At 58.7% G+C, this 13,445-nt stretch carries 11 protein-coding genes; all 11 read right to left on the reverse strand.

Going from position 1 to position 13,445, the window contains the following annotated elements; genetic code table 11:
• Positions 1 to 3: 3 nt before the first annotated feature.
• The 11 genes from ET418_RS01640 to miaB all read right to left on the reverse strand — a co-directional run bounded on the left by ET418_RS01640 (position 4) and on the right by miaB (position 13,339).
• The gene (locus ET418_RS01640) at positions 4 to 2,016 is read right to left on the reverse strand and encodes a HEAT repeat domain-containing protein (protein ID WP_188055203.1); all 2,013 of its coding nucleotides are present in this window, start codon (positions 2,014 to 2,016) and stop codon (positions 4 to 6) included.
• The gene (locus ET418_RS01645; RefSeq protein WP_149305830.1) at positions 2,009 to 2,479 is read right to left on the reverse strand and encodes a chemotaxis protein CheW; all 471 of its coding nucleotides are present in this window, start codon (positions 2,477 to 2,479) and stop codon (positions 2,009 to 2,011) included. The genes ET418_RS01640 and ET418_RS01645 overlap by 8 nt, the downstream gene beginning before the upstream one ends.
• Positions 2,480 to 2,552: 73 nt before the next feature.
• Positions 2,553 to 3,308, reverse strand: coding sequence for a chemotaxis protein CheW (locus tag ET418_RS01650; RefSeq protein WP_149305831.1), 756 nt, complete (start codon positions 3,306 to 3,308; stop codon positions 2,553 to 2,555).
• A gap of 15 nt (positions 3,309 to 3,323) precedes the next feature.
• Positions 3,324 to 4,124, reverse strand: a complete 801-nt coding sequence (locus ET418_RS01655; protein WP_149305832.1) for an ExeA family protein — start codon at positions 4,122 to 4,124, stop codon at positions 3,324 to 3,326.
• Between the two features lie 4 nt (positions 4,125 to 4,128).
• Positions 4,129 to 6,228: a chemotaxis protein CheA gene (locus ET418_RS01660; RefSeq protein WP_149305833.1), complete on the reverse strand. Its 2,100-nt coding sequence runs from the start codon at positions 6,226 to 6,228 to the stop codon at positions 4,129 to 4,131.
• 25 nt (positions 6,229 to 6,253) lie between these two features.
• On the reverse strand, positions 6,254 to 6,625 hold the full coding sequence (locus ET418_RS01665) for a response regulator (RefSeq protein ID WP_274596122.1): 372 nt from the start codon (positions 6,623 to 6,625) through the stop codon (positions 6,254 to 6,256).
• Between the two features lie 115 nt (positions 6,626 to 6,740).
• Positions 6,741 to 7,799 carry a response regulator gene (locus ET418_RS01670; RefSeq protein WP_149305834.1) on the reverse strand — a complete coding sequence of 353 codons (1,059 nt, stop codon included), beginning with the start codon at positions 7,797 to 7,799 and terminating at the stop codon, positions 6,741 to 6,743.
• A gap of 80 nt (positions 7,800 to 7,879) precedes the next feature.
• Positions 7,880 to 9,235 (reverse strand): ribosome biogenesis GTPase Der, encoded by a 1,356-nt coding sequence (gene der / locus ET418_RS01675; protein WP_149305835.1) that lies wholly within the window; start codon positions 9,233 to 9,235, stop codon positions 7,880 to 7,882.
• Positions 9,232 to 10,122, reverse strand: coding sequence for a GTPase Era (gene era / locus ET418_RS01680; RefSeq protein ID WP_149305836.1), 891 nt, complete (start codon positions 10,120 to 10,122; stop codon positions 9,232 to 9,234). The genes der and era overlap by 4 nt, the downstream gene beginning before the upstream one ends.
• Positions 10,123 to 10,148: 26 nt before the next feature.
• Positions 10,149 to 11,825, reverse strand: coding sequence for a glutamine--tRNA ligase/YqeY domain fusion protein (locus ET418_RS01685; RefSeq protein WP_149305837.1), 1,677 nt, complete (start codon positions 11,823 to 11,825; stop codon positions 10,149 to 10,151).
• A 188-nt stretch (positions 11,826 to 12,013) separates the two neighbouring features.
• Complete coding sequence (miaB, locus tag ET418_RS01690) at positions 12,014 to 13,339, reverse strand: tRNA (N6-isopentenyl adenosine(37)-C2)-methylthiotransferase MiaB (RefSeq protein WP_149306070.1); 1,326 nt, start codon at positions 13,337 to 13,339, stop codon at positions 12,014 to 12,016.
• Between the last annotated feature and the right edge of the window lie 106 nt (positions 13,340 to 13,445).

Consider the following 13,445-nt stretch of genomic DNA (forward strand, 5'->3'; position numbering starts at 1 on the left):
AAGTCATGCTCCCCCTTTCAACAGACGTTTCATCAGGTCCCTGACCAGATTGTTCCCTTCATTCTTGAGGGCGTTTTTCAGAACGGCCCGGGGTCGTTGGCCGGGAAGTCCCGCCAGAGTCGCCGCCGTGTCATACCTGATGCCGGCATGGTGATGGGCAAAAAGCCGCTCGGCATTCCGCAGGATGCGTTCTTTGTCGTGACGGGAGAGGATGTTGAACGCCAATATGACCAATTCTTCATCCTCGTTATCCAGGACCGCCTCCACCAGGTCCAGGGCGGCGTTACCCCCTAACGACTCAAGCACTTCAAGGCAGGTGATCATGAGCAGTCCGCCGGCAGTGGGAAGCAGGGGTTTAATCACGTCGAGAATAGCCAGCGGTTCCAGACGGGTCATGCTTTTCAGGGCCGCGCATTGCACCCGGGAGTCGTCATCGCGCAGGGCCAGCCTCAAAGGCTCAAGGGCATCGGCGTTCCCCGATTCCCCCAAGGCCTCGGCAGCCACCATGCGCACCTCCGGGGTCTCGTCCACCAGGGCAATTTGCAACACCCCCTGCAGGGAGGGAATATGAAGTTTCCCAATGGCAGCCACCGAGGTCTGCCGCACGGAAGGATCCTCATCCTTGGCGAGCCGCGACAGGTAGTCGCCATCACGCAGGGCGGCAAAGAGCAAGGCCGCATCACGGCGGCGCTGTGGCTGCTCGGAATCCGCCAATTGGCGCGCAACCGTTCTGACGGGGTGGCTGTCCTTTTGGGCCAGGAGTTGAAGGCAGGAGACGATGGCGCCGCTGAAGCCATCGTCCGCCTCTTCGAGCAGCCCGATGATCTCGGGGATGCAGTCCGATAGTCCCCGCTGGCCGGCGGCCTGTACCGCGGACCTGCGCACCAACGGCGAAGGGTTGCGCAGGGCATTGCGAATCAGGTCGTCTCCCCCGGGGTAGCCCAATTTACCAAACAGCGTACAGATGGCGCCGCACACCTTTTCGTCGGCGCGGGGATAGATTTCCCGCAACGTATCCATGCCGGCGGGGCCTAAAGCTGAAAGGGCGTTGAGCGCCAAACTCGAAAGCCGCTCGGTGAGATATGCCGCCAAAAGAGGCACAGCGGCGCGTGGGTCGCCGATAACCCCCAGCAGGTTCGTCACCGCTTCTGCCAGGGCAGTATCATGCCCTTCCACCTCCAGCAGTTCCATGAAAGCCAGCACGACCTCGCCGCCCGACAAGCGGCGCATTACCCCTTGGAGTTGCTGACGTTCCATGGCACCGGAACGCAGCAGGATACGGTTGAAGGCCTTGACGGCAGCGCAACGGGCGCTCTTCTGGCTGGAGAGAAAGCCCTCCAGTAGAATGGGTGCGGCCGTATGGTCACCGATGCTCCCGAGGCAGTCATAGAGCACCTTGCTGAAGATATCCTGCCCGACAAGCTTCTTGATCTCCTCCGGCACCGGCCCCGGGGTCCCAAGTTTTCCCAGGGCGGACAGGACGCTGAAACGAAAAAAGGCATTTTCATTCGCGGCAATCGCCGCGAGCAGTTCCGGCACCACCCCGGCGTCGCCGATGGTGCCCAGATGTTCGGCTGCAGCGGCGGAAACGTTCACATCTGAGTCATGAAGGGCGGCAAGCAACACCGGGATAAACTCGACGCCCCCGATTCCCCCCATGACATCGACCACGAACTTCCGCACGCCGGCATCGGGGTCGCCGGCAAGTTTTTTCAACTGGAGGGCCGCCCGCTCCCCTAGCATGACAATAGCCTCGGCAGCGGAATTTCTCAGCCCGGCATTGCCCTCATCGCGCAACAGTTCCAGCAGTTCGGCGATAAAATGACCGGAGGGCTCTGCCGCCACAAACACATTGACCGCTTCCTTGCGCACCCGCCAGCTGCCATCGCCCATGGCGGTAAAAACAAACTCGCCCACATCCCCAAGGTCCTTGCCGCGCAGGGAATCGATGACCGCGCGCCGCAGTTCTTCGTCGGCTGATTTGAGGGCGTTGCGTATATCTTCCCGATTATCCACGAAGAGACTCCAGGCGAATATCAGAGGGGGCAAGCAGGGAGTCGATGTCCAGGATCATGAACATCTGCTCATGTGAAAGGCACATCCCCAAAACGTATTCCATGCCGATTCCCTCGGTGATATCAGGAGCGGGTTTGATCTCGCCCGCCGGAACGGTGATGACCTCCTGGACGTTATCCACTGCCAGCGCCAGCATCTGCCCTTGAAGAGAGACGATCAGGAGCCGGCCCGGGACGCGCTCGCGTTCATCAGCTTTCGGCATGCCGAAACGATTCCGCATGTCCATGACCGGAATCAATTCACCGCGTAGGTTGATGACCCCTTCCAGCAGGTCCGACTCCCGGGGCAGACCGGAAAGTTTCTGTGGCAGGATGATCTCTTTGATGCGCATGATATCCACCGCAAAGAGCCTGTTCCCCAGGCTGAAACACGCCAGCTCTATGTTCTGCAGATCTGTTTTCATAATCTATTCGTGCGGCTCCGTTCAAACAGCCATAGTGGTGAGCAGCGACCGGCAGGACTGGGACCGGGGTGCTTCAGCAGAGGTTGATATCGGTAATGCTTGCCACATTGAGCAGAATGATCATCATAGTGTCGGTGCGGCCGATGCCGCAGACAAAATCGCGGTCAATCCCCTCAAGAACGGCTGGAGCGGGTTCGCGTCCCTCTTTCCCGATACGCACGACCTGGATAACCTCGTCCACCAACAGGCCGGTGAACCCTTCGTTGCGCTTTGCGATCACAATACGTTCCCGGCCGGTGCGGTCCCCCAGAGGGAGGCCAAGGCGTTCACGCATGTTAAAGACGGGAATGATGACGCCGCGCAGGGAAATCACCCCCATGATAAACACCGGGGCGCGGGGGACCTCGGTCGTCTCACGGGGTTTGATGATCTCCTTGAGCTCCATGATGTTGATGCCGTATATCTCGTCCGATATCCGGAAACAGAGTATTTCCTCGTACTCCGATACCTCGGCAACCACTTGGCCTTCGGACGCCAGCGGCAGGTCGTCGTCGCATCCGGCCGCTGCCCGCCCCGCGAGGATGATGTCGAGAGGATCGATATGCCTGGCCCGCCTCGGCAACGGGTTTTGTCGGCTTTCAGGCATCACGGCGACCGCCGTATCGGCAACGGATGGGCGATCATCAGCGGCAACGGGAGAAGGGGCGGCGGCGACCTGGAGTGAAGGTGCCTCCAACGGCGGCGCGTCCAGACTGACGCGCTCCGCTTCGACAGCCTGCTCCCGGGCCTCTCTGTTTTGGACTTTTTGCCGAATCTTTGCCAGGTTCATGCGGTTGGAATCCTTCTACATCATCAGTTCGTCTTTAATTTCATCGATGACCGTCGAATCGATCAGGGCGGCGTCGTTGCCGTAGGCGACCAACAGGGCATTGGTTGCAATGGAGTTGATCTTGCGCGGGACGCCGCCGGTAATCTCGAATATCTTCTGGACAGCATCGGGGGTGAATAAACCGGGCATGCCGCCGGCCTTTTCAAGCCTGAAATCGAGATATTCCATGGTTTCTTCCAGCGTTAGCGGCTCCAGGTGGTAATTGAGGGCGATCCGCTGCCGCAGGGGCTCGAACCGGGATGAAGCCAGCATGGGACGCAATTCCGGCTGCCCCATGACGATCACCGCCAGTAGATTGCGGTCATCCAGCTGAAAATTGGTCAGCAGGCGAATTTCGTCAAACACCTCCGCATCGGAGATCATCTGGGCTTCATCGACCACGATGACCGGGCAAATCCCCCTCTGGTAGCTGTCGTAGACGACCCTATTGATCTGCTCAAGCAATTCGTCCTTGAGCGCCGCCGGTGCCTCGATGTCGAGCAGGCGGGCCGTGGTCCGCAGGAATTCCAGTCCCGTCAGGCGCGGATTGACGATGTAACAGAAGCGGTAGCCATCACCCAGCCGGTCCATAAGCGCCCGGGAGAGCGTTGTCTTGCCGCAACCGATCTCGCCGGTAAGCACGGCTATTTCCCGTTCCTCCAGCACAAACTCCAGGCGAGCCAAGGCCTCCTCATGCCCCGCGCTGAGAAAAAGAAAACGGGGGTCGGGGGTCTTGCTGAACGGCTTCTCCCTGAAGCCAAAAAAGGCTTTATACATGGCCTCAGCTCCCGGATCTCAAGGTATCGTTAACCATGCCGCCCACATCCAGTACCAGGATCGTGCGCTGATCCCCGAGATCGGCCGCTCCGGCGATGCCGGGAAACCGCCTGAAGCCATCGCCCAAGGACTTGATCACGATGTCCTGCTGGCCAAGCAGTTCGTCCACCACGACGCCCAGCCGCTTTTCGGCTACGCCGACCACCACGACATAGAACTCCTCGGGACGGTCCGACCGGCGGTTCAGGCAGAGAAACTCCTCCAGCCGGAGAAGCGGCAGGGTCGTATCACGCAGTTGCGTGACTTCACGGCGCTCCACGGTCTTGATATCACCGCCGGTCAAAAGCAGCGATTCCAGCACCGAGGTCACCGGCAAGGCGTAGGTTCTGCCGGCACAGGAGATGATCAGGGACTTGATGATGGCCAGGGTAATCGGCAGGGTGATGATGAAGCTGGTACCCCGCCCTTTTGTGGTCTCAATATCGACCATGCCCGAAATAGCGGCGATATTGTTTCTGACCACGTCCATACCGACACCGCGGCCCGAGACCTCACTAACCTGGTCGGTGGTGGAGAAACCGGGAAGGAAAATGAAATCGAGCGCTTCCTTGTCGGAAACGCCGCTCAGATCCTGCACAAAGCCCTTCTGGAGCGCCCGGTCCTTGACCTTTTCGATATCGATCCCGCCACCATCGTCCTCTACCTCGATAACGACGTGGTTTCCCTTCTGGAAGGAGGAGATTTTTATGACGCCCTTTTCAGGTTTACCAGCCGCCAGCCGCTTTTCCGGGCTCTCGATGCCGTGGTCGATGGCGTTTCTGATGATGTGCATCATCGGGTCGGAGATGTCCTCCACGATCAGCTTGTCCAGTTCCGTATCCGCTCCGTAGAAGAGCAGTTCCACCTTTTTGCCCTGTTCGCGGGAAATGGTGCGGACAATGCGGGACATCTTCTCGTAGAGTTGTCCTACCGGGATCATGCGAATATCCATGACCCCTTTCTGCAGGTCGGTCAACTTGCGCTCCAACACCTTGGCGGACTTGCCAAGTTCGACGGCGATCCGGGAGAAACGCTCGTTCCGCAACCGCTCCGCCAGGGCGGCAATGGAGGAGTGGGCCAGGACAAGCTCGCCGACGATGTTCATCAACTCGTCAAGCTTGCCGATATCCACACGGACCGTGCGGCTGATGCTCTTGGCGGACAGGGGCGGCGTCCCGGCGGCAGGGCTTGCCGGGGCGGGGTTCGGCATGGCGTCCGGGAGCGCGGGCAGGTTTACCGGTTCTTCGTCCCCGTTTTTTGGGGGGGCGGTGACCGCAACAGCGGCTGGCGGTTCCGGACCGCCGCTCAAAAGCGCCACGGTCACACTGTCATGCTGTATGGTCAGCGCGAATTCTTCCAAGGCATGGGCGGAACCGGCCAGGATATCGAAATCGATGTTGGTTTCCATGTTGCTGCTCATGCTGGGCAGGGTACTGATAATTTCGCCGCAGGTCTTGATAGCGTCGGAAATCGTCGCCAGGTCCTGGTCAAAGGTCGCCAACTCGAGGGAGGCATGGACACGGTAGATGTTCTTGCCCTTGGAGAGATTTTCCAACAGGCGATGTTCCTCATATTCCGTGAGGGATTTCAACACCTGTTCGGAAAGCCCCAGGGCCTCCAGGGGCGAAGCCTGGGCCGCATCGCGGGTCGGTTCTTCCAGGCAGGCATTGATCCTGGCCGTGCATGCCGAGATCTTTTCGTCAGGCTCGCTCCCCCCCCCTTCGGGCAGGCTCCGCACGAGGGAAAGCAGAACATCGTGGGATTCGAGCAATACTCCGATCACTCCGGCATCGAGCTTGAGTTTGCCGAGCCGAAGCCAGTCCAGAAGATTCTCCATGTTGTGGGACAATTCGGAAATTTCCGCAAAGCCGAACATGCCGGCCAACCCCTTCAGGGAGTGAGCTCCCCGGAAGATGGCATTCAGCAGGTCGGGGTCCACATCTCCATTGTCGGCCACATCGGCGAGATCGGCCAGTTCGGAACCGAGGTGTTCGACAATTTCCTCGGCTTCGGCCAGAAAGTCCCGTACGGCCTTGTTTATAAGGGGGTTATTGTTGTCAGTCATGAAGGGTGTCCGTCATCTCAGGTGATCATCCCAGATACTTCACGATGATATTCTTCAGGTCAGAGCAATCCAACGGTTTGACGACATATTCATTGGCGCCGAGCAATCTGCCTTTTTCTATGTCGCCCTGGCTTCCTTCCGTGGAGATGATGATGACCGGTATGTGCTCGTAATTGGGGTTATTGCGCAGATAGCTGATCAGTTCCAGACCGTTGATATCGGGCATATTGATGTCCGTGAAGATCAGATCAACGTGTTCCCGCGGCAGAAGACGCAGGGCCTCGAAACCGTTGGCAGCCTCTACGATGCGGAAATCGCCCAGGGATTCGATGATGGACACCAGCATGGCCCGAAGCGCCGTGGAATCGTCCGTAATGAGTATTGTCTTTCTGTCCACCACTTCACCTGTTGTACCCACAAGCATCATACCTCAGCGCCACACGTGGTTGGTTCATTAAAGCTCTTCACCATAATCGATACGATATCCTCTCGCTCGCCACAAAACTGCGGCATCATATCCGTGCCGCTTCACCCGATTCCGAGCGTTGCAACGCTTCCAGAAGTGACGGCAGAAATGTCTGCAGGCTTTCAGGTGAAGAACATTCGGCACGATGGGGCTTCATCACACAATGGTAGCCCATGTCACTGACTTTCTTTTCCGCTTCCGCGTGATGGTAGTCGGTCATCATCAGTATGGGGATGTCCGTGAAATTGTTGTGAAGAAGTTCCAGCAGTTCAATCCCGCCGAGGACCCCCGAACCGTCCATCCGGGGCATGATCAGGTCCACGAGAACAACGGGATGCTGGCCGCCGCGATGAAGAGTATCGACCCTGATCAATGTATCCTCGCTGCTGGTCATGGCATGGACTTCGTAGCCGTTTTCCCGCAGCAACTCCGCCAGTGCCTTTAATGTTGTGCCGTCATCGTCAACAATCACCAGCGGGCGGGTGATTGCCTGCTCGGGCGTGATCTCCGGCGTGTGGACCACATCGGATAGTTCGAAGGGGTTTTCCACCTCATCGGTGTCGCTGCTATCGGGGCTCGCTTCGGCGGCGGCGCGGCTCTCGCTGGCGACCCGGGTCCCCTCCATGGCCAGAAACTGCGGGTTAAGCCCCTTGGAAAGCATGAACTGCAGCGGATCGACAATGCCGGCGTCAATGGCCTCGATATTTTCCTGGGGCTCAAAATCGAATGTGCCATCAAGCCAGGCAAAAAGTGACAGGACTACCTGTTCGATCTGTTCGCGGACGACCACTTCAATGGTTTCATGAACTACGGAGAAACGTTTGGTCAGGATGATTCCCAGGTGTTCGCTGAACCCCCGTTCCTTTTGAAGCTCCAGGGCCTTGCGGAGGGTATCAGGGTCTATGACGCCCCTCTGGATAAGCAATTCCCCCAGCCCCATCCTGGAGGTGGACGAGAGCGCCTTTACCACCAGCCCATGCTTGAAGATGATCGTCCCTTCGCGCCCACCGCTGTGAAGGGAAAGCACCCCGGTCTTCCGGCTGAGGCTGATCAGTTGCAGAATCTCGCCCAGCCCAAGTTCTTCAAGGTTTCCGACAAGACTCATACGGAAATGCCCCTACCTGTGTGGAAATGCAAAAAACGGACTAAATTGTAAACCATCGATATTGGCAAGTAAAGCCTTTATCAATGCCGCTCGCGCTTGGCCAAGGGGTGGCGGGCAGCGCCGTTTTTTTCGCGCCCTCTGAAGATGAGCCGGATCGGCACGCCGTCGAAACCAAAGGCTTCCCTGAATCGGTTGACCAGATAGCGTTCATAGGAAAAATGAATGCTGTCCGGCTGATTGGTAAAGATGACAAAGGATGGCGGACGGGTAGCGACTTGGGTGGCAAAGTAGAACTTTACGCGACGACCATGGGCCAAAGGCGCATGGTGAGCATCCGTGGCCTCGGAAAAGACCCGGTTTAAGTCCGAGGTCGTCACCCGGTGTATGTACTGCCCCATGACCTCGTCCACGGTGGTCATGATCTTGCTGATGCGCTGGCCGGTCTTGGCGGATACGAAGACGATCGGGGCATAGGCCAGGTACTTGAAGCCGGTCCTGACCTTGTCCACGTAGACCCCCAGGGTGCTGTTGTCCTTTTCCAGGGTATCCCACTTGTTGACTACAAAGACGCATCCCCTGCCCGCCTCGTGCACATAACCGGCGATGCGCTCATCCTGCTCCGTCACCCCTTCCTCGGCATCGAGGACGACCAGAACGACGTCGGCCCGCTCGATGCTGCGCAGGGAGTCCACCACGCTGTATTTTTCCAGTTTTTCAGTGGTCTTGCCCTTGCGGCGGATACCGGCGGTATCGATCAGCAGGTAATTCTTCTTGTTGCAGGTGAAGAGGGTATCCACCGAATCGCGGGTCGTACCGGCGGTCGGATTGGCCACCATTCGCTCGAAACCGAGCAGCCGGTTGACCAGGGACGATTTGCCCACATTGGGACGCCCCACAACGGCAATCCGGGTGATCTCGTCATCGGGTATGCCGGCATCCGCCTCGGGAAAGACATCAAGCAGATCCTCCATCAGGTCGATGACGCCCCGATTATGTTCGGCCGATATGGTATGGAGGCGTTCTATCCCTAGGGAGTAGAACTCGGCCGACTCATTCTCCAGCTTCTCGCCGTCCACCTTGTTGACCACGTAGAAGATCGGCTTCTTGACACGGCGCAGCATCGTGGCCACTTCAATGTCGGCCGGGGTCAGGCCGCTCCTGGCATCCATCATGAAGATGATGACATCGGCCTCTTCCATTGCCAGACTGGACTGTTCCCGCATCTGTTGCAACAAACGGTCCTCGGTCACCGGTTCGAATCCGCCGGTATCGATCAGGATGAACGGCTTGTCGAACCGGGTGATGGTGGCGTAGTTGCGGTCGCGGGTTACGCCGGGCAGATCGTCCACAATGGCGCGACGATGGCCCAGCAGGCGGTTGAACAGGGTGGACTTGCCCACATTGGGGCGGCCGACTATGGCAACAATTGGTTTCATTCGTATCCCAGCTCCCTCAGAACGGCCGTCCGTTCGGTCCAACGCTCCTGCACCTTGACGAACAGCTCCAGAAAGACCCGGGTCCCCAGCAAGCGCTCAATATCGCCCCGGGCCGCCTGGCCGATCTTTTTGAGCATGGCCCCTTTTTTGCCGATGAGAATCCCCTTTTGCCCCTCCCGCTCCACCAGGATGGTGGCGCTGATGGCGATCACGCCATTCTCCCGTTCCTGGAAGGAATCGACTATAACTGCCGTAGAATAGGGGACTTCTTCGCCGGTCAGACGAAAGATCTTCTCCCGCACCAGCTCGGCGCAGATCACCTTTTCCGGCTGGTCGGTGAGGATATCGTCGGGGAAATAGGCCGGCCCCTCGGGGAGACGTTCGCGGATCAGCTCCACCAAGCGCTCCACGTTGCCGCCGGTCTGGGCCGAGATCGGTACCACCTCGGCAAAGGGGTGCAGGCGCGAAACAGAGGCGATCAGCGCCAGAAGCCGCTCCTTGGGCTCAACCAGATCGACCTTGTTCAGGATCAGGAAGATCGGAGCGCCGGCCTTGGTCGCGACCTCCCGCACAAAAACGTCATCCCGCTGCGCCGTGGCGTCCACCACCAGCAGGAGCAGGTCAACGCCCGAAATAGCCCCATAGGCCGCATCCACCATGGCCCGGTTCATGCGGCTCCGGGCGGCATGGATGCCGGGCGTGTCCACGAACACGATCTGACTCGCCTCATCGGAGACGATACCGCGAATAACGGTGCGGGTCGTCTGCGGCTTGTCCGAAACCGCCACGATCTTCTCACCGAGGATGCGGTTCAACAGCGTGGACTTGCCCACGTTCGGACGGCCGACAATAGAGACGAACCCCGATTTAAATTCTTTGTTTTTCATATAATTGGATCACACTCTTTCATGTATCACTTTTTAGTCCAGGCATCCCTGAGGGTTACGATCCGGTTGAATACCGGTTTTCCCGGTTGCGAATCCACGGGGTCAGGACGGAAATATCCCTGGCGTTCGAACTGGAAACGGGTCTCCAGGTCGGCGTCGGCCAGGCTCTTCTCCAGCTTGGCGGTCCCTATGACCTCAACGGAGAGCGGATTGAGAAACTGCTTGTAGTCTGCCCCGCCCCGGTCGGGATTCGGGTCGCTGAAGAGGCGGTCGAACAGGCGCACCTCGGCATCCATGGCATGGGCCTGGGAAACCCAGTGGATGGTGCCCTTGATCTTCCTGCCATCGGCAGCAGAGCCGCCCCTCGATGCGGGATCGTATTCGCAATGCACTTCGATTATGGCGCCGTTCTCGTCCTTGACCACACCGGTGCAGCGAACGATATAGGCGTAACGGAGGCGCACCTCGGAACCGGGGGTCATGCGGAAGAACCCTTTAGGCGGCTCCTCCATGAAGTCGTCCTGTTCGATGAACAGCTCACGGGAAAAGGTAACCCGGTGGCTCCCCATCTCCGGCTTCTGGGGGTGGTTGGGTGCTTCGAATTCCTCGGCCTGCCCTTCGGGGTAATTGTCGACCACGACCTTGAGCGGCCTGAGCACAGCCATGGCGCGGGGGGCACGCTCGTTCAGATCGGCGCGGACGCATTCCTCCAAAATGGACATATCGATCCAGGAATCGCTGCGCCCCACCCCGATCATTTCGCAGAAGGCCCGAACAGCCTCGGGCGTATAGCCGCGCCGCCTGATGCCCATGAGGGTCGGCATGCGCGGGTCATCCCAGCCGCTGACGATCCCCAGATTGACCAGCTCGTGGAGCTTGCGCTTGCTCATCACCGCATAGGTCAGATTGAGCCGGGCAAACTCGTACTGCCGCGGGCGGCTCGGCACCGGCAGGTTGTCCAGGAACCACTCGTACAGCGGTTTATGGTCCTCGAACTCCAGGGTGCAGATGGAGTGGGTGATCCCCTCGATGGCATCCGATTGCCCATGGGTAAAGTCGTACATGGGATAGATGCACCAGGCGTCGCCCACGTGGGGATGGGTGGCGTGAATGATCCGGTACAGCACCGGGTCGCGCAAGTTGATGTTGGGAGAGGCCATATCGATTTTCGCACGGAGTACCTTGGCCCCGTCGGCGAATTCGCCGGCCCGCATGCGGCGGAACAGGTCAAGGTTCTCGTCCGTGGAGCGGCTGCGCCAGGGGCTTTCCTTGCCCGGTTCGGTCAGGGTGCCGCGATAGGCGCGCATCTCGTCGGCGGTGAGGTCCTCCACATAGGCCTTACCCTGCTGTATCAGGTACTCGGCCCATTGGTAGAGCTGCTCGAAATATTCCGAGGCGCAGTACATATGCGTGCCCCAGTCAAAGCCGAGCCAGCGGACACTCTCCTTGATGGACTCGATGTACTCCATCTCCTCCTTGGCAGGGTTGGTGTCGTCGAAACGCAGATGACAGCAGCCGCCGAAATCCCGCGCCAATCCGAAATTGATGCAGATGGACTTGGCATGGCCGATATGCAGGTAACCGTTGGGCTCCGGCGGGAAGCGGGTAACAATGGTCGTGTGTTTCCCATTTTTCAGGTCGTCTTCGATAATGGTCCGCAGAAAATTGTTGGCTACAGGTGTTGGTGTCGATTCGGTGGACATGCTTGCCTCTCAAATTCAAAATGACTTCTGCCACAGAGACACGGAGGCGCGGAGAAATTCCTAGACGTTTAGCGGGATAAACAGGATAACATCTTAAAACTGTTTTGGAAAATCAAAAAAACGTTATCCCGTTGATTCCTGATCTTGCTTTTTCCTCTGTGTCCCATGTCTCTGTGGCGGATTTATGGTTACGGGTTTCGCGCTAATTCTCCCAGCAACGAGTTCTGGTAGGCCGCCACGATGCGCACCGTGACGAAGCTCCCGATCAGGGCGGGATCACCCGGGAAATTGACGATCCTGCCGCTCTCCGCCTTGCCGGACACCTGGCCGGGCCGTTTCCCTTCCCCTTCTACCAGGAGCTCCTGGAGCGTGCCGAGATACGACCTATTGATCTCAAGGGTGATGCGTCGTTGCAGCGCCAGCAAGCGTTCCAGGCGCTCTACCTTTTGCTCCCGGGAGAGTTCTTCAGGCAGTTCCGCAGCCTTGGTACCGGGACGCGCTGAATAGACAAACAAAAAGAGGTCGGCGTAGCGAACCTCTTCCATCAGGGTCAGGGTCTGCTCGAAATCCGCCTCACTCTCGCCGGGAAAGCCGACGATCATATCGCCGGTGATGGCGATGCCCGGTCGGGCCGCCTTGAGGGCGCGAATCCGGTCCAGGTAGGCCGCGCGGGCATAGCCGCGGTTCATGCGGGACAACACCACGTCGCTGCCCGACTGGGCCGGCAGGTGAACTTGGCCGCACAGCTTGGGCACATCCGCAAAACAGGCGATCAGTTCATCGGACATATCCTTGGGATGGGAGGTGGTAAAACGGATACGGCGAATTCCCTCCACTCCGGCAACCTGCCTGATCAATTGGGCAAAAGTCGGCTCGTTGGCGCTCTTGAGGCCGTAGGAGTTGACATTCTGGCCGAGCAGCACCACCTCCTGAACGCCCTCGTCGGCGAGTTGCCTGACCTCGTCAAGGATATCGGCCGCGCGTCGGCTGATTTCACGGCCCCGTACATAGGGCACGATACAGTAGGAACAGAAATTGTCACACCCCTGCATGACGGTCACGAAACGGCTCAAGCGGCTCGCCCCCTTGACCGGGGGGAACAGGTCGAGGCGCTGGTCGTTATCGATAAAGGCCGTCTCGCAACGCCGCTCGCCCTTTTCCGCGCCTCGCACCATGTCGGGGAGCAGGTGCAGGTTATGGGTGCCGAAGACCAGATCCAGAAAGGGGAACTTTTGCAGGAGATGGTCCCCCTCCTGCTGGGCCACACAGCCGCCGACCCCCAGAATAAGACCGCTGTGCGCCTTTTTCAGGCTGCGGTAATGGCTGAGGCGCTTGTAGACCTTTTCCTCCGCCCCTCCCCTGACGCTACAGGTGTTGAGCAGGATCATGTCCGCATCCGCAGGAACCGTCGTCGGTCTATACCCCAAATCGGCCAGCATGGTGACGATCCGCTCGGAATCGTTCACATTCATCTGGCAGCCGAAGGTTTCAATAAAGAGATGTTTTTCGTTCATGGTGAAGTGATTGGTTATACGCAATTAATACCTGCAAAGTCAATTAAATTGGGAAATTGACGCTGTTCCGGGCCGGGGCTGCACAACACCACATCCATGCTGCCGT

The sequence above is a fragment of the Oryzomonas rubra genome, assembly GCF_008369015.1.
GTDB classification, from domain to species: domain Bacteria; phylum Desulfobacterota; class Desulfuromonadia; order Geobacterales; family Pseudopelobacteraceae; genus Oryzomonas; species Oryzomonas japonica.

Bases quoted from the DNA above. Each gene is read 5' to 3' on its own strand.
- ET418_RS01645 (WP_149305830.1), bottom strand. From the start codon at position 2,479: ATGAAAACAGATCTGCAGAACATAGAGCTGGCGTGTTTCAGCCTGGGG.
- ET418_RS01650 (WP_149305831.1), bottom strand. From the start codon at position 3,308: ATGAACCTGGCAAAGATTCGGCAAAAAGTCCAAAACAGAGAGGCCCGG.
- ET418_RS01655 (WP_149305832.1), bottom strand. From the start codon at position 4,124: ATGTATAAAGCCTTTTTTGGCTTCAGGGAGAAGCCGTTCAGCAAGACC.
- ET418_RS01660 (WP_149305833.1), bottom strand. From the start codon at position 6,228: ATGACTGACAACAATAACCCCCTTATAAACAAGGCCGTACGGGACTTT.
- ET418_RS01670 (WP_149305834.1), bottom strand. From the start codon at position 7,799: ATGAGTCTTGTCGGAAACCTTGAAGAACTTGGGCTGGGCGAGATTCTG.
- der (WP_149305835.1), bottom strand. From the start codon at position 9,235: ATGAAACCAATTGTTGCCATAGTCGGCCGCCCCAATGTGGGCAAGTCC.
- era (WP_149305836.1), bottom strand. From the start codon at position 10,122: ATGAAAAACAAAGAATTTAAATCGGGGTTCGTCTCTATTGTCGGCCGT.
- ET418_RS01685 (WP_149305837.1), bottom strand. From the start codon at position 11,825: ATGTCCACCGAATCGACACCAACACCTGTAGCCAACAATTTTCTGCGG.
- miaB (WP_149306070.1), bottom strand. From the start codon at position 13,339: ATGAACGAAAAACATCTCTTTATTGAAACCTTCGGCTGCCAGATGAAT.